A 17,332-nucleotide genomic window follows, 5' to 3' on the forward strand; every position below is an offset into this window, starting at 1 on the left:
AAAGTTGTTCGTTTTACTTATGTTTTTAGTTGCTACGATAAAATATCTTTCACCACATGTCCATGCACGTCGGTCAATCTAAATCTTCTTCCTTGATGTTTGAAAGTCAATTTTTCGTGATTAATTCCTAATAAGTGTAATAAAGTGGCTTGTAAATCGTGAACATGTACTCCGTTTTCTACTACGTTGTACCCAAAATCATCTGTTTTTCCGTACACCATTCCTGGTTTTACTCCAGCACCAGCCATCCACATACTAAAACATCCTGGATGGTGGTCTCTACCGTAGTTAGTAGCCGTTAATTTTCCTTGAGAGAAACTTGTTCTACCAAACTCTCCTCCCCATATAACCAATGTATCTTCTAGCAAACCTCTTTGTTTTAAATCTTTAATCAACCCAGCAGCAGCCTGATCTGTTTGCTTGGCTTTGTGTTTCATCCCGTAAGGCAATCCTCCATGATGATCCCAACCTGTGTGATATAATTGTATGAATTTTACACCTCTCTCGGCCAATCTCCTAGCTTGTAAACAATTGGCAGCAAAGGTTCCTGGTTTTTTAGCATCCTCTCCGTATAAATCATATACATGCTCTGGCTCATTCTTTGTGTCTACCGCTTCGGGTACAGAACTTTGCATTTTGTAAGCCATTTCATACTGGCTAATTTTCGAATGAATTTCAGGATCTTGCCAATGATCAAATTGTTCATTATTCAATTGATTGATATAATCCAAAGCTCGTCTTCGGTCTTCTTTTTTAATCCCACTTGGATTGCTTAAATACAATACGGAATCTTTTCCTGATCTAAAGCTTACTCCTTGGTGGTTTGATGGTAAAAACCCATTTCCCCAAGCAGCAGAACTTAAAGGTTGACCACCTCCTCCTTTAGAGGTTAATACTACAAAACCAGGTAGGTTTTCGTTATCGCTTCCCAATCCGTAACTCAACCAAGAACCAATAGAAGGTCTACCACCTTGCTGAGAACCCGTTTGCATGAACATCACGGCTGGTTCATGATTGATCGCTTCGGTATACACCGAATTGATCACACATAAATCATCAACTACCGAAGCGGTGTGAGGGAATAACTCACTCACCCAAGCACCAGATTGTCCATGTTGTTTAAAATCGTAAACGGATCCTGCCATTGGAAAACTTGTCTGACCAGCTACCATTCCAGAATTTCTTTGTTGAGATTTTACGGAAGGTGGAATTTCTTGACCGTGCCTCTTTTGAAGCAATGGTTTGTAGTCAAAAGTTTCTAATTGAGAAGGACCTCCACTTTGAAACAAGTAAATTACTCGTTTAGCTTTTGCAGGAAAATGAGGTGATAGGATAGGTCCAGAACCTAGATTCCCATTTTCAAAATTCTTATCATGGTTTTGTAAAAACTTTTGTGCCTGTGACAATGTTGGATTCAATAGAGAAGTCAATGCAATAGATCCAAAACCTAAAGATGATTTTTTTAAGAAGTTTCTTCTCGATTCAGAAAATTGTAGATGTTTAAATTCGTCCATTTCTGTATATTTTATTTCAGAGTGTATCCCTCTGTAGTATTCATAATTCCGTTAATCACATTGGCCAAAGCGGCTGTTTTTACTGGATCTAAAGTCTTGTTTCTTTCCAAAGTTCCTGTACTTAAATAAGCAATGGCATCATCTGGAGTTTTGGTGAATTTATCCAATTCAGATTGGTAAAACTCTTTAATAACTCCTGTTTCTTTATCATTTGGTTTTCTACCCGTAGCCAATCTAAATGCTTTGGTTAGCTTGCTGTCAATAGTATCTGTAGTACCTACTAATTTTTCTGCCAATGCTCTTGCGGACTCTAAATAGTGCGGATCGTTTAGTAATACCAATGCCTGTAAAGGAGTACTTGTTTGTCTACGTTTTACGGTACAAACTCCTCTGTCAGGTGCATCAAAAATTAACATGGTAGGAGGTGGGCTACTACGTTTCCATACAGAATAAATACTTCTTCTGTATAGACCTTCATCTTGTCCGTGTTTGTATTTGTATCTCCATTTTTTGGTAGTCAATTCACTCCATAGTCCTTTAGGTTGATATGGGTATACGCTCTCTCCTCCTAATTTATTTACTAGCAATCCGCTAATTTTTAATGCGTTGTCACGTACCATTTCAGCCGAAAAACGATTGCTAGGAGCTCTAGCTAACAATTTGTTGTCGCTATCTAGTTTTAGCAATTCCTCTTTTACTTTTGAGCTTTGCTGATAGGTAGCAGTCATCACGATTTTCTTATGTAATTTTTTGATGTCCCAACCAGAATCCATAAAGTCTTTAGATAGCCAGTCTAGTAATTCTGGATGTGTAGGTAAATCTCCCTGATTTCCAAAATCATCCGAAGTTTTCACCAATCCTTTTCCAAAGTGCATTTGCCAAATACGGTTTACAAATACTCTAGATGCTAAAGGGTTCTTTTCATCAAATAGCCACTGAGCCAAACCTAAACGGTTTCTAGGAAATTTTTTATCGAATTTTAGAATACTTTCTGGAGTATTTGGGCTCAATTCTTCCTCTTCAGGGCTGTCGTAATTTCCTCTATTTAAGATGTAAGTAGGTCTTGGTTTTGGAAGATCTCCCATCACCATAATTTCTGGAATAGAGTCTAACTCAGTCGTTAATTCTTTTCTCAGTTTTTTCAATTTTTGATTTACTTCTAAGTTGTTTAGATCAATCGATCCTAGATAATATTTTTGGACAAACTCATTATTAGCAACCAACTTATCCAATTGTTTAGGATCGTAATTGTAACCCATTTCTAAAGGAGATAACTCTTTGTCAAAAATCTTTAAGTTGCTATAACCTCCGTTTTTTATAGGTTTTCCATTCGTGAATCCCAATAAAAATCCTTTGAAACCATAGGTATGAATATTCGGTTTAAAGTTCAGTGTTTTGTAAACCTTTTGCCCCGTTCTTTCTACAGGAATTGATTTTCCATTCACGTATATCTGCATTCCTTTAGAAGAAGCTGAACCATCATAAGTAACTGCTAAATTAATCCACTCTTTGGTTGGTAATGAATCCAAAGCAAAAGCTTCAATGGCATTTTGTGGCCAAGAACGAGCAATAATGAATTTAGGTTTGTTGTTTTCTAAGAACATAGAATATCCCTTTAACCCATTTCTACGTCCTTCTGAATGTGCCATCACACATACTTCCTCATAAATAGTATCTAGATACACGTCAAACGAAACACTAAAAGCATCCATATGATCAAAATTTCCGATAGGTTTTTCTAATACGATCTTCGTGTAACTATCAATAAAAGCCCCCTTTCGAGATTTTTTAGATTTGAAAATTCCTTGGGTTACTTTGACTGCTTTCTGTTTTACAAGTTTACTTGGAGAAGTGTGTATTACAGATTTCTTTTCCCATTTGTTCTTTTTATGGTCTGGTAAAAGCTTAAAACTGTTTAAAGGATAGTCTGCAACTAGGTGTTTTTTGTATTCCTTTTTAATAGACTGTTTAATTTGAGATTTGTTTTTAGACCAATCAATGAATTCCTTATTGTTACCAACTACTTTGGTCAATTGTTTTTCATGAGTATTAATTTCTCCGTTTAAATAATCTAATACTTTTTGTTTTTCCTTACTGGTTAATAATAAAGAGGGACCAGGAACCTGACCAGGACCGTAAACAGCTGTTCCTATTTCATGAGTGCTATTAAAGAAACTAAACAACTCAAAGTAGTTTTTCTGACTTACAGGATCGTATTTGTGATCATGACAACGAGCACATTCCATAGTCAAACCTAAGAAAGCCTTTCCAAACGTATTGGCTCTGTCTGCAACGGCTTCTACTCTAAATTCCTCGAAAATAATTCCAGCTTCGGAGTTTTTTCTATGTAATCTATTAAATGCAGTAGCTAGCGTAGTTTCTTGAGTAGCATTGGGTAACAAATCTCCTGCAATTTGTTCCGTAACAAAGTCTTTATAACTCTTATTTCTATTAAAGGCATCAATCACCCAAGTTCTCCAAGGACTCATGTCACGGTGTTTGTCATCTAAATATCCATCAGAATCCGTAAAACGAGCAACATCTAGCCATTCAGCGGTCATTCTTTCTCCATAACTATAAGAAGAAAGGAGTCTGTCTACCACTTTTTCATATGCGTTCTCAGAAGTATCGTTTACAAAGTCATCAATCTCTTCTAAAGTAGGAGGCAGCCCCGTTAAGTTAAAACTCAACCTACGTATTAAAATTTCTTTACTTGCTTTTTCAGATGGAGTCAATCCATTTTGTTCTAGTTTTTCAGCAACAAAATGGTCAATTTCATTTTTAGGCCATTCTTCTATATCAACGTCTGGGATGTCTACTTTTTCTAAAGCAGCAAAAGACCAATGCTTTTCATATTTCGCTCCTTGATCAATCCACTTGCTAATGATGGCAATTTCTTCATCCGTCATGGATAAGTGTGAATCTACAGGAGGCATTAAGATTTTTGTATCCTTTGTAGTCATTCTATGAATGATGGCACTTTTTCCAGATTTATTTGGATAAATAGGATAACTACCATCTTCTCTTTGAGTAGTGGCACCTTCATAAGTATCTAATCTAAGGTTTGCTTTCTGTTTTGCTTTGTCAGGACCATGACATAAAAAACACTTATCCGATAAAATAGGCCTAACATGGAAGTTATAACTAATTTCATCTGGAATTTTGTATCCAGTTTTATAGGTACTGTTGTTATTACACGATAAAAGGACAAGCGAAAGGGCGATAATCCCTCCAAGCATTGTTTTTTTCATTGTTTTAAGTAGTTCGTTGTTGTTTTGCTAACTAAATTATGTTTTCATTGATAAAATATAGGTTTTGCAGCATGTTAAACAGTTTAGTTAACAGTTAATTTTTTGATTTTTTAACAGTTAAACTATCTTTGATGAAAACAAAAAAGATGAAAAATGTAGACTCGGCCTTTTTGAAGAAAATTTTTGATAGCAATTCTTTTGGAAGTTCAACAACCTATGAGAATTTATTGAACTACTTGGTGGATTGTACTTCTAAAAAAGAAATTCCTAAGGAAACTACCATTGCATCTGAGGTATTTGGGAAGACAGATTTTGATCCTTCTCAGAGTACTTTGGTAAGAGTCTATTTGTACAATCTTAGAAAAAAGTTAGAAAAGTATTATGAGAATGAAGGAAAGAATGATGCTTTAATTTTACATATTCCAAAAGGTAGCTATGAAGTAGAATTGATAAAAAGAGACAAGCCAGAAAAAAAGAATAAGAGTTTTTTTAAAATAGGATTTTTTGCTTGTGTGGTCATTTTTGTAAGCGTAGTATCTTATACTTTGATTTTCTCCAAAACAGAAAAAGCTTCCAATAGCGTTTTATTTGATGGTTTCTTTGATAATGGGAAAAATGCAATGGTAATTATTGGTGATTTTCTGATTTTAAAAGAGACGGATACGCTTGGTAAAGAAGTAAAAGTGGTTCGTCATCAGAATATCAATTCAAGGTCTGAATTTGAGGAGTTTCAGGAAAAACAGAAAAATGAAGATTTAACATACAATTTGTTGAACTATTCTTTTTTGTCTAGCAATAGTGCCAATTGGGTGAAAGATATTAGTGGTTTGTTTCATGAGCAGGAACAAGATTTTGTAATCAGAAAAATGTCCGAAGTAACTACGAAGGAAGTTAGAGATTATAATTTATTTGTAGTCGGTTTGGTAAAAACGTTTGATTTTTTAAAGAAGTATTCTGACAATTCTGCAATTGAATTTATTAAGGATGGAATTGTTTTTACAGATAGCAAAACAGGAAAGAAATACGAATATAAACCAGGGGGGGACCCAGATTTGTATCATCAAGATTATGCGATTATAGCCAAAGTTCCAGGGGTGAATCAAAACCAAATTTATTTGTTAGGAGGAGTATGGGATACAGGTGCATCTCAAAGTGTAAAAATGCTAACGAATTTAAAGTTGCAAAAAGAAATTGAGGACTATTTAGTGGGAAAATATAAAGAGGTTCCAGACTACTTTGAGTTACTAATTGAGGTAGATGGTTTGAATAGAATGGAACTTTCTAAGAATAAAATTTTACATTCTAATGTGTTGGTTTATAGCGGTAAGTGACGTTGTTTTTAGATGCTTGGCATAAAAAATATTTTTTTGTTGTGTAAGTAAAAGAAAAAAAGGGCAACCAAATAGGTGTCAATAAAAACAATACAATGAAAAATAAAATCTTAGCAATAGCGTTTTTTGCAAGTACACTTTTAGCAACTGCGCAAAACCAAACTTCTCAGTTTTTTTCTAAAGCAGATGCTTTTTTTAAGACCTATGTAAAAGAAGGGAAAGTAGCTTATAACAAATTAGCTCAGAACAATTCAGACCTAAAAAAACTAGTTGATTTATCAAACAAAATCACTGTAGACAAATCCGATGCGACTACATACAAAGCTTTTTGGATTAATGTTTACAATTTAGGTGTGATTGATCAAATTGTGGACAGTTACCCCGTGAATTCTCCAATGAAAATTTCTGGTTTCTTTGATGGAAACAAAAGAAGCTTAGGTAGGAAAAATATTACTTTAAATGATATTGAAAACAAACTGCTTCGCGGAAATTTTAAAGAACCACGTTTTCATTTTGTATTGGTGTGTGGTGCCGTAAGTTGTCCACCAATTGTAAATTATGCATATACTCCAGAAGGTTTAGAAGGGCAATTGGAAAAACAAACCAAATTGGCATTAAACAACGATGAGTTCATTCAGAATAATAATGGGAAAACAGAGATTTCTGAAATTTTCTCATGGTACAAACAAGATTTTGGAGGGGCGAAAGCGAAAGTGGCAGCTTTTATCAATGGTTATAGAAGTAAAAAAATAACCAAAGACTTTGGATACTACACTTATAATTGGCAGTTAAACGAACAAAAAGAAGCTGTGGCTGTTGTAGCAGAAGCAACTACCTCATCATTATCGAACGTTCAGGCTTTTACTCCGTCTAAGTTGTTGGCTAAGAATCAGTTTGATGTGAAGTTTTTTAATAGTTTGTATACACAAACAAGACAAACATTAGGAGAATCGTCTGATGCAATAGATATTCCAAGACAGTCATTTTTTACAAGTACGTTGGAGTTTTATTATGGTATTACAGAAAATGCAAGAGTCAATGTTGGTTTTATTGCACAGGCAAGAGCTAACACTTATGGAGATTCTAATGCATTAAGCGTTTTTGGATTTAAAGATAATGGAGATGGAGCCGGTACAGCACGTTCGGGGTTCACTACTTTTGCACCTTCTATTAGAATTCAACCTTTTGCTAGTATTCCAACTTTCTCTTTTACATCTTCTCTATACTTACCAATTTTTGAAAAAGAGAAAGCTGGGTATTTAGATAAGAACAGTACTTTTTGGGAGACTAAATTCTTTTACGATCATACCTTTGGAGGAAACCAATGGCAGATTTTTACCGAGGTAGATTTAGGGTTTAACTTTGGAGATGATGAAGCCCTAAATAATGGTGAGAATTTTGCAAATAACAGTTTAGGGGTACCAGTGAGTGCTTTTTTAAGCTATTTTCCAGATAGTAAATCGACTATTTTTGTAAATGCACAACAATTTTTCTTATTTAGTTTAGGAAACGATTTTGAGCAAAACTATACTTCATTAGGTTTAGGAGGAAAATATCAAGCTACAGAACGATTAAATTTAGAAGCATCTTTTGGAAAATTTGTAAGGGGACACAATTTTCAAGGTTTAGGACAAACATTTAGTTTAGGACTTCGTTATTTATCAGCAAATTAATTCTTATTTTTCGGTAAAATAAGATGATACTTTATGAAACAGTTGATTTTAGTTTTAGTAATGTTTCTTTTTATGAATGGTTTTGCTCAGAAAGTAGTAAAAATCGACTTTAAAGGAAACAAAAAAACGAAATCTGAGATATTACATAAATTAACCCGATTAGAAGTTGGGCAAGAATTAGACAGCATTGTTTTACAAAACGATGCTGTTTTGTTAAGTAGATTGCCAGCTTTTAGTAAAGCGAGTTTTATTGTTAAGGATAACAATAACGGAAGTTACGATATTACTTACAAGGTAGAAGAAACCAATACTATTATTCCTTCGGTAAGCTTTTGGACAGCAGCCAATCAGCAATTTACGTATAGGTTGGGTTTGCAAGAGTTTAATTTTTTAGGAGAGAATAAGCGAATAGGAGGCTTTTATCAGAATAACGGATTTCATTCTTTTTCTCTGAATTATACAGACCCTCAGTTGTTTGGGAACTTTTGTGGAGCTTCTCTAACTGTACAGAGTTTAACTACTTTAGAACCATTGTATTTTGAGAGTGGAAGTGCAGACTATGAATATACAAACTCTTCCATAGAAGCATCGGTATTTAAGTTGCTTACTGTAGCCCATAAAGTAGAATTAGGAGTTAATCTTTTTGAAGAGAAATATCAATACAATAACGGTTTTCAGGATGCTGGGATACCTACCAATTTAGAACAAAATAAATTACTCTTTAAAGCTAGTTTTGATTACAATCGCTTGCAATACGAATATCAGTATGTGGATGGTTTTAGAAGTTTATTGTACGCACAGCATGTAATGCCAATTGAAGATGGTCAAGAAAAGTTTAATATTATTTGGAACGACTTTTACTATTATAAAAAAATAAAAGGAAGAGGGAATTTTGCTTCTCGTTTAAGAGCAGGTTTTGCCAGTAATGACGACAATCCTTTTGCTCCTTTTGCTTTGGATAATAATTTGAATATTAGAGGGGTTGGAAATATTATTGATAGAGGAACAGCTGTACTAGTTTTAAATGCTGAATATAGACATACCGTTTTAGATAAAAAATGGTTTGCCATTCAGACCAATGCTTTTGTAGATGCTGGAGCTTGGAGAACTGCAGGAGGAGAGCTAAGAGAATTGTTTATGATAAACCGAGCTAGAATTCATCCAGGTGTGGGATTGCGTTTTATCCATAAAAAGATCTACAATGCCGTGTTTCGTATAGATTATGGACAGAGTGTGTTTGAGGATAGAAACCAAGGAGGTTGGGTATTTGGTATAGGGCAGTATTTTTAGAGACGAAGTCTCATTTATTTTAGTCTTTCTCCTTTGTAGATGTACCCCATTTTTAGAGACTCCTCTTTCAAATGATTAAAAGAAATCCTTTTCGAGTCTTTTAAATAACCATTAAAATCTTCTTCAGAAGGAAAAGAAATCAAATGAATTTCATAAGGTTGTTCTTCTGTAGATTTACCTACATAGTTTTCCTTAGTAGGTCTTATTCTGTGAATTAAAATGCCATTGTATTCTTTTAAAATAGGCAAAACAGCATTTTCATATTCATGAAAAGCTGTTTCTTTACCTTCTTTTTTATATAACAAAGCTGTAATGTAAATCATAATGAGTAAATTTTACATCAACGATCAACTAAAAATTAACAACAGCCACCACCATCATAGTGGAACGTAGATTCAGAGAAATAAATATCATCTCGTCCTAAATCTTTTAAGGCCTGTGCTGTTTTATCACAAACCGCTAATGGTTGGTTCTTTAATAAAGTATGTCCTTTGCCATCGTCAAAGAAATCTTCATCACCATAGTAAATAGCAGCTTTTCCTGTAAATATACATGGACCATCTTCTGGCATTGGGTCTTTAATAGCAGCAACTTCAATGGATTCAATATAAATCAACTCATCCGTAGGATAATTTTTAGGATCTAGAATTCTATACGGTTTTCTAGCTCTAATTTCTATGGTTCCAAAACCAGCATCAGTAAGAGCTTTTACGTATTCGGCAATAGGTAAACTACCACTTAAACACAAGGCACGTAAACGTTCATCGTTACGCAATTCCTCGTTCATAGGTTGTTCGCAAGTAGGATCGCTCATTACCAAACGGCCATGCGGTTTTAATACACGATACATTTCTGCAATGGCTTTTTTAAGATCATCTGCTTTAAAAATGTTGAACAAACAGTTTTGTGCTGCAACATCTATTGAGTTGTCTTCTACGGGTAAGTTTAAAGCATCACCTTTTTTAAGGTCTACAAACTCTTTTTTAAACCAATCGTTTTTTTCTTCTGCCTCTATAAAGTTTTTGGCAGAAGCTTCTAGCATTTCATCCACTACATCTACACCAACAACACCTCCCTTTTGACGAGAGAAATATGAGAATTGTAATAGCTCCATTCCACCACCTACACCAACATATAAAATTTTAGGGCTGCGTGTTAAATCTCTTGCATGGACTGTAGAACCACATCCGTAGTTCATTTCTTGCATTATTTTTGGAATGGTTAGTCCTGGTAATTCCCAAATAGGGTTAGTGGTACAACACAATCCTACATCTGGAGTTAAAGCAGCTTCTTTATATACGTCTTTGGTGGTTTCTAAGTAACTCATTCGTTATGTTCTAAGGTTAAAAGTTAGAAAGTTAAAAGTTTATGAACTCTCGTAATTCGTAATAGATTATTCGTAATTAAAACCTAGACCTTACAGTCGTTCAATTAGTTTTGTGTACAATGTAATCAATTGCGGTTCTGCTTTAGCAGCCATGGCAAAGATTTCAGGAATATCAATCGGTTTTAAGTTTTCTGGATCACATTCGTCTGTCAGCACAGAAATAGCAACACAAGGTAAACCAATTTGATTGGCAACAATAACCTCTGGTACAGTACTCATACCTACAGCATCTGCACCTATAATTTTTAAATATTTGTACTCTGCTCTAGTCTCTAATTGAGGGCCTACTACAGATGCATAAACACCTTTGTGTAAATTGATGTTGTTGTCTTTGGCAATAATTTCTAATTGATTATTCATACCTGCATGATAAGGAGCAGACATATCTACAAAAATATTCCCAAATTCTTTAGCGTTTTTAAAAGCTAGAGGAGAACCACCTTGCAAATTAATATGATCGTCAATTAGCATTAACTCTCCTTTGTTAAAGTCTAGATTGATAGCACCTGCTGCATTGGAAATTAGTAATTGTTTAGCTCCCAAAGCCTTTATAACACGAACACCATAAGTAACTTCATTAAAATGATATCCTTCGTATAGATGAAAACGTCCATTCATCACTACGACCTCTTTGCCTGCGAGCTTTCCAAAAATCAATTTTCCTGCATGAGACTCTAAGGTGGCAGAAACAAAATGAGGAATATCGGTATAATCTATTTCATGACTAACCTCTATGTGATTTACTAATTGTCCTAAACCTGTTCCTAAAACAATTCCAACCTGAGGTGTTGGAATACCTTTTGATTGTAAAAAATCAATGCTTTCTTGTATGTCTTGTGCTGTCATTATCTATAATCTTTTACATGATGGGCTAAAAACGAATCTTCTTCTATATCTTCTAAATGGTCTATGTCATTTAATTCATCTAACAAAAAGACTTCATCGTTTTCAAAATTGATTAAAGTATCTCTTAAAACAGAGTCTGTTCCCCATTCTTTATTGGTGAAAACATCGGTTCTAGGTTCGTTTAAGCCTAACAGGTAATACCCTCCATCTTCTGAAGGACCTAGTACGTTCTGACTTTTAACTTCCGCAAAAGCATCTTCAATTATTTCTGAGGTTAAGGTGTCTATATCACTGCCAATAATAATTACTTCTAAATATCCGGCAGCAAATCCTTTTAGAAATGCAGCTTGCATCTTCTGCCCAAGGTCACCTTCAGCTTGAATCATTTTCATGAATTCTCCTTCATCCCATAAGTCATTGAATTCAATTTCATCGGTGTAGAATACCCATTTGTCTACAGCTAAGTCTTTGGTGATGCTGTGTGTATGTTTTAGCAAGTCGTTGTAAACATTTAAAGCGACTTCTTTAGAAGTGTCTTTTGCCAAACGCGTTTTTACCTTTCCTAGCTCGGGTCTACGCGTAAATATAATTAGTAATTGATTGTTCATGATTGCTTTAGGCAATAAGCTTTACGCTATATGCCTTTTTAATTTTTTAATTTATTTGAAAGTAAATTTAAGAAGCTTAGCGCATATAGCCTATAGCTTATAGCGGTTTTACGCAACAACTCCCTGACAACTACTTCCTGCACCAGCTGTACATCCATAACAATGCTGAGAGATTACTATTTGTCTATTTTGTAAAGCTTTGGTATCAAACTCTGATAAATGTTTACCAGTAGTGGCAACTTTTAAATCTAGTTGTTGGTTAAAATCACAATCGTATAAATACCCTTGCCAATCTACAGAGATTGTGTTTTTACACATTACACCTTCTACTGCAGCTGGGTTGTAGGCATCTACCAATTCATCCATATAATCTTCGTAGTTTTCAGAGGCAACCAAAAATTCCAAAAATCTACTGATAGGCAAATTGGTAATAGCAAATAAATTGTTGAATGTTATTCCAAAATCTTCTTTTAAAGCAGTTTTAAACTCATGTTCTAATTCTGCTTGATTACCAGGTAAAAAAGCTCCAGAAGGATTAAAAACTAAATCTAATTTTAGGCCTGACCCTTCAACTCCATATCCTACTTTGTTCAGTTCTTTTAAAGCTTCTATAGAAGCATCAAAAACACCGTCACCACGTTGTTTGTCTGTTTTCCCTCTTTTGTAAAATGGTAAAGAAGATACAACATGAACATTGTGTTTTTTAAAGAACTCCGGCATGTCGTAGTATTTCTTATTCGCTCTTAAAATGGTTAAGTTAGAACGTACAATAAAATCTTGAACACCAATTTTACTAGCTTCTTCTACAAACCACCTAAAATGAGGATTCATTTCGGGTGCACCCCCTGTTAAGTCTAATGTGGTAGCACCAGATTCTTTTAATTTATCTAAACACAACTGCATGGTTGCTGTAGTCATGATTTCTTTCCTATCTGGACCAGCATCTACGTGACAGTGCGCACAAACTTGATTACACATATAACCAACATTTACTTGGAAGATTTCCAGTTTTGTAGGTTTTAAGGGGTATTGATTGCTTTCAGAAACCTTTTGTTTGAATGTTGGTAATTCACCATTGGCAAAAATTCCACTGTTAAACAAAGCCAATTGGTTTTTAGGATCTGCTAAGCTATCTTTTCTTTTAGCGAGTGATTTCATTTTTAGTACTGAGTATTGAGTACTGAGTATTGAGTTGATTGTAGTACGTTAATCTTTGTACTAACTACTCAATACTCTGTACTAATTTTACATCGACAACTTATCGTATTTTTTCATCATTTGTACACCGTGAACTAAGGTTGCACCAGATTTAATAGCAGCAGCTACATGTACAGCTTCCATCATTTCTTCTCTTTCTAATCCTCGTTTTAAGCCATCTGAAGTATAAGCATCTATACAATAAGCACACTGAACTGTATGTGAAACAGCCAAAGCAATTAAAGATTTTTCGCGAGCTGTTAAAGCACCTTCTTCAAAAACTTTTCCGTAGTATTCAAAAAACTTTTCTCCTAGTTCCTGATCCCATTCACTAATCTTTCCAAAATCCTTTAAATCCTTAGGGTCGTAATATGTCTTTTGCATCTAAATTGTTTTTAATTATTGTTTGTTTAGGTTCCAATTATACGCTTTGTAGCTAACTTTAGCATTGCTAATTACTTTAATTTTGCTGTGTAGATTTATAAAATCTATTAGACTGCCTTTTTTAGTAAAATCGTCTTGGAACCAGTTAAAAATTTGTGATAACTCTAAAGTATCTTTTTTTATGCTATTTCTAACCGCATCGTTCACAAAACTTTTCATGTTTTTAGTTAACAATGCATCTATGTTTTTTTCTGTAAATGCAGTGTTGGGTAGGGCCGGACACGAAACAGAAGCACAGTTTACACCTACGTGAATGTTAGGGTCGCTGTATTGCTTTCTTAGAATTTCATGTTCAATATGATTTAACGTATAGGTTTTACCTCCAACTTTTGCAAAAGGAGTTTCCCAAGCATTTTTCCCATCTACTTTAATATCTAAAATGGATTTTAATGGATAGTGATTTAAAATCAGTTTGATTGTATATGCGTTGTAAGCGTTTATCCAAAAAGCTTTTTTAGCATTGTCAGATTTTAAGTTATTTGGGTTTGCTTTTTCTAAATAGTTAAGATAGGAGTCTAATTGAGTTTGGTCTTTTTTAAAACCATCGTAGTTAACCCAACCTTTATTGTCTACATGTTTTTGCAATAAGCTGTTCCAGGTTTTTGTTTGTGCTTGTAAAGAACTAATACTTATCAAAAGTATTGCTATAAAAGTGTATGCTATTTTCATATTGATTTACAAATTATTTGAATGAATGATGTGCAGATTAAAACGATACCAATAATTGTTTTAATCTTCTTTGTGTTTTTATTTGCTATGGTATTACCCAATTTAGCGTATAGATAAAGGGCTATTATTTTACCCAAATACACTGCTGTAAAAAATGCAATCCATAAAAAGATACTAGGAGAAATATGGTAATCTTTGTTTAGTGTCATTATTAGAAACGAGAAAACAACCACCCAATATGCCCAAACGGCTGGATTTACAATTCCTAATACCAACCCCTTTAAAGAGTTTCCAATTTTTATTTTAGGGGCCGTTTTTTCTTTTTTCTCTTTACTATAGATCAAAGCAAAACCTATTGTAATCAATACTATAGGGATTGCATATTGTATGCTTGGAAATTGCTGGATGAATTTAAAAATTGGTTTACTACTGATAAAAGCTATTATGGCAATAATTACTTCCGCAATACCTGCAAAGTAACTAATGGTCATGGCAGACTTTTTTGAATGGTAGATACTGTTATGTATCACAGCAAGGTTCACAGTTCCTAATGGAAGTGCTCCTATAAATGATGCGAGTAAACCAATACTAAAAAGTAATAATAAATTCATGCTCCTTTAGTAGTAGAAGCATTAAAGACATTACAAAATAGGTGTAGTGATTTCTTTTGTCCCTTTAATACCTATCTTTTTTCTAAGGTAAAAAACAATTAGGTAAAGTAGGGGAGTATCCAAAGAAGCAACGATAATTTTAAACAAAAATCCACTGATTAATAGTGTTTTAAAAGATGTCCATGGGATAACATCAAACGAACATAAAAACAAAAGAACTAATAAAGTATCTATAAATTGAGAGGTAAAAGTAGAAGCATTATTTCTTAGCCACATATGTTTTCCTTTGGTAATTTTTTTCCAAAAATGATATACTCTAATATCACAGAATTGAGCCGCTAAATAAGCCAACATAGAAGCTAATACAGCTAATGGTGATAACCCAAATACAGTAGTATAAGTAGCATCGTTTACACGAGACCAGCTAGTAGCAGGTGCAATATCTCCTATAAAAATGATCAATAACGAGAAAAAAGAAGCAAAGATTCCAGCCAATACCAACTTGTTTGCTTTCTCCTTGCCATAGATTTCAGAAATGGTATCTGTAATTAGAAAGGTAACAGGATAGGGAAGTAGTCCTACCGAAATTTCAAAATTGAACAATCCCCAAGGATTCCAATAAAAGAATTTCTGAAAAATTAAGTTAGAGGCTACTAAAGAGGCTATAAATAGAGCGGAAAGGGCTAAATACACATTACCAGCAAACGAAGATGATTTCATAAACAATTAGTATGAGTCAGATATGGAATAATATACGCTTAAAATAGTCTAATTTTCTTACTTTTGAAGTCTTAAATATAAGAAATAACATAAAGAATAAAGTATATGAAGGCATATGTATTTCCTGGACAAGGAGCACAGTTTACAGGTATGGGAAAAGATTTGTATGATAACTCTCCATTGGCTAAGGAATTATTTGAGCAAGCAAACGAAATTTTAGGGTTTGATATTACTAAAATTATGTTCGAAGGTTCTGCAGAAGATTTAAAGCAAACCAATGTAACACAACCTGCTATTTTCTTACACTCAGTAATTTTAGCAAAAGTATTAGGAGAAGATTTTAAACCAGCTATGGTGGCAGGACACTCTTTAGGTGAAATATCTGCTTTGGTAGCAAATGGGACTCTATCTTTTGAAGATGGGTTAAAGCTAGTTGCTAAACGTGCAGATGCTATGCAAAAAGCATGTGAAAGTGTGCCTGGAACAATGGCTGCTGTATTAGGATTAGAAGATGCCGTTGTAGAAGAAATTTGTGCTTCTGTAGAGGGAGATGTAGTCGCTGCAAATTATAATTGTCCTGGACAGTTGGTAATTTCTGGAGAATTAAAAGCCGTAGAAACTGCTTGCGAGGTTGCTAAAGAAAAAGGAGCTCGTAGAGCCTTATTATTACCAGTTGGTGGAGCTTTCCATTCACCGTTAATGGCACCTGCTAAAGAAGAATTAGCGGCTGCTATTGAGGCAACTCAGTTTAATGAGCCATCTTGTCCTGTGTATCAAAATGTGGTGGCTAAAGCTGTTACTAGCCCAAGCGAGATTAAAGAAAATTTAATTGCTCAGTTAACTGGAGCGGTAAAATGGACACAGTGTGCGCAAGCAATAATTGCAGATGGAGCAACAGAAGTAGTAGAGGTTGGACCAGGAAAAGTATTGCAAGGTTTATTTGCTAAAATAGACAGATCTGTGGCTAGAAGCAGTGCCGAGATTTAAGAATACTGATTTATAAAATATTGAACCTCAACCTTGTGTTGAGGTTTTTTTATGAACTAATTTTAACAATCGCTTTGAAAATAAGTTAATTAGTCATATATTTAAAATGAAAATTGCTATAGTATACTAGCTTAATTAAGCTGGTATATCTTTTGTATACCTACCAAATAACCCCACAAGCTATAGCAATTAAGTTCATTAACCCCTTAAATATTTGCTATGGAAAAAAATATTCTAAACAAAAAGGAAATCAATAAAGAGTTGCAAGTAAAGAGCATTTCTTTAAAACAAGTTGTGCCAGCAATTTGTAAGTTTAATATTGCTTACGAAAAATACAAGAGAAAGTTTGTTTATCCATGGAGTTTAAAAATTGAAATTAATTTAGAAAAGGAACGTTGCTTAGATAATGGTTTACCTAGTGCGGACTATAGGACTGAAGTTTCTATGGTAAAACATATTATATTAAAAGACTTATTGCAAAAGTTCCCCTCTTCTATTCATTATGTTGGATTTATATATCGTAATTACCGTTTGGAGTTGTTCTTATATGTAAAGGTACCTGTTCCTGTAAATCATTTCCTAGAACAAAAGAAAAATAATTCCGTTGAACTAATTAGTTATGAATTAAAGAGAGATGTAAAATGGAATCTAGTTAATGAATATTTTAAACGAGCTATCCAAAATATGAATAATCTGAATGAGAAGATTGATGTAAGATGGTACGATAGATTCTTGTCACGAAAATTGATATTTTAACGAATAAACTTAAAGTTACTAATATTTAATTAATTTGTTTAATTGAAT

General features: G+C 34.0%; 16 protein-coding genes. 5 read left to right on the forward strand and 11 right to left on the reverse strand.

The annotated features are described in order from the left end of the window. Positions 1-32 precede the first annotated feature (32 nt). Entirely contained in the window at positions 33-1,514 is a 1,482-nt protein-coding gene (locus ACXHHC_RS14835; RefSeq protein ID WP_458227148.1) for a DUF1501 domain-containing protein, read from the reverse strand. Positions 1,515-1,525: 11 nt separating this feature from the next. Then, on the reverse strand, positions 1,526-4,765 hold the full coding sequence (locus ACXHHC_RS14840; RefSeq protein ID WP_458227149.1) for a DUF1553 domain-containing protein: 3,240 nt from the start codon (positions 4,763-4,765) through the stop codon (positions 1,526-1,528). Between the two features lie 131 nt (positions 4,766-4,896). Between ACXHHC_RS14840 and ACXHHC_RS14845 the strand changes: the two genes are divergently transcribed. The 3 genes from ACXHHC_RS14845 (at position 4,897) to ACXHHC_RS14855 (ending at position 9,059) form a co-directional block, all read left to right on the forward strand. After that, a complete protein-coding gene (locus ACXHHC_RS14845; RefSeq protein ID WP_458227150.1) occupies positions 4,897-6,096 on the forward strand; it encodes a hypothetical protein in 1,200 nt (399 codons plus the stop codon). Between the two features lie 95 nt (positions 6,097-6,191). After that, positions 6,192-7,769 carry a DUF547 domain-containing protein gene (locus ACXHHC_RS14850; RefSeq protein WP_458227151.1) on the forward strand — a complete coding sequence of 526 codons (1,578 nt, stop codon included), beginning with the start codon at positions 6,192-6,194 and terminating at the stop codon, positions 7,767-7,769. Between the two features lie 33 nt (positions 7,770-7,802). Next, positions 7,803-9,059: a POTRA domain-containing protein gene (locus ACXHHC_RS14855; RefSeq protein ID WP_458227152.1), complete on the forward strand. Its 1,257-nt coding sequence runs from the start codon at positions 7,803-7,805 to the stop codon at positions 9,057-9,059. Positions 9,060-9,073: 14 nt separating this feature from the next. Here ACXHHC_RS14855 and ACXHHC_RS14860 read toward each other — a convergent pair whose 3' ends face one another. The 9 genes from ACXHHC_RS14860 to ACXHHC_RS14900 form a co-directional block, all read right to left on the reverse strand. Beyond that, a complete protein-coding gene (locus ACXHHC_RS14860; protein ID WP_458227153.1) occupies positions 9,074-9,382 on the reverse strand; it encodes a hypothetical protein in 309 nt (102 codons plus the stop codon). Positions 9,383-9,417: 35 nt separating this feature from the next. Then, a complete protein-coding gene (gene arsM, locus ACXHHC_RS14865; RefSeq protein WP_458227154.1) occupies positions 9,418-10,386 on the reverse strand; it encodes an arsenosugar biosynthesis arsenite methyltransferase ArsM in 969 nt (322 codons plus the stop codon). Between the two features lie 90 nt (positions 10,387-10,476). Beyond that, the gene (locus tag ACXHHC_RS14870) at positions 10,477-11,292 is read right to left on the reverse strand and encodes a purine-nucleoside phosphorylase (protein WP_458227155.1); all 816 of its coding nucleotides are present in this window, start codon (positions 11,290-11,292) and stop codon (positions 10,477-10,479) included. Further along, positions 11,292-11,900, reverse strand: coding sequence for a TIGR04282 family arsenosugar biosynthesis glycosyltransferase (locus ACXHHC_RS14875; RefSeq protein WP_458227156.1), 609 nt, complete (start codon positions 11,898-11,900; stop codon positions 11,292-11,294). Before ACXHHC_RS14875 ends, ACXHHC_RS14870 begins: the two co-directional genes overlap by 1 nt. Before the next feature lie 108 nt (positions 11,901-12,008). After that, entirely contained in the window at positions 12,009-13,058 is a 1,050-nt protein-coding gene (arsS, locus tag ACXHHC_RS14880; RefSeq protein ID WP_458227157.1) for an arsenosugar biosynthesis radical SAM (seleno)protein ArsS, read from the reverse strand. An 87-nt stretch (positions 13,059-13,145) separates the two neighbouring features. Beyond that, on the reverse strand, positions 13,146-13,481 hold the full coding sequence (locus ACXHHC_RS14885; protein WP_073122529.1) for an arsenosugar biosynthesis-associated peroxidase-like protein: 336 nt from the start codon (positions 13,479-13,481) through the stop codon (positions 13,146-13,148). Between the two features lie 15 nt (positions 13,482-13,496). After that, the gene (locus ACXHHC_RS14890; protein WP_458227158.1) at positions 13,497-14,210 is read right to left on the reverse strand and encodes a DUF547 domain-containing protein; all 714 of its coding nucleotides are present in this window, start codon (positions 14,208-14,210) and stop codon (positions 13,497-13,499) included. Continuing rightward, positions 14,207-14,821 carry a LysE family transporter gene (locus ACXHHC_RS14895; protein WP_458227159.1) on the reverse strand — a complete coding sequence of 205 codons (615 nt, stop codon included), beginning with the start codon at positions 14,819-14,821 and terminating at the stop codon, positions 14,207-14,209. The genes ACXHHC_RS14890 and ACXHHC_RS14895 overlap by 4 nt, the downstream gene beginning before the upstream one ends. 30 nt (positions 14,822-14,851) lie before the next feature. Beyond that, the gene (locus ACXHHC_RS14900; RefSeq protein ID WP_458227160.1) at positions 14,852-15,541 is read right to left on the reverse strand and encodes a queuosine precursor transporter; all 690 of its coding nucleotides are present in this window, start codon (positions 15,539-15,541) and stop codon (positions 14,852-14,854) included. A gap of 105 nt (positions 15,542-15,646) precedes the next feature. Between ACXHHC_RS14900 and fabD the strand changes: the two genes are divergently transcribed. After that, entirely contained in the window at positions 15,647-16,528 is an 882-nt protein-coding gene (gene fabD, locus ACXHHC_RS14905) for an ACP S-malonyltransferase (RefSeq protein ID WP_458227161.1), read from the forward strand. A gap of 219 nt (positions 16,529-16,747) precedes the next feature. Beyond that, the gene (locus ACXHHC_RS14910) at positions 16,748-17,284 is read left to right on the forward strand and encodes a DUF695 domain-containing protein (protein WP_458227162.1); all 537 of its coding nucleotides are present in this window, start codon (positions 16,748-16,750) and stop codon (positions 17,282-17,284) included. The last annotated feature ends 48 nt before the right edge of the window (positions 17,285-17,332 follow it).

Source organism: Wenyingzhuangia sp. IMCC45574 (assembly GCF_054182685.1).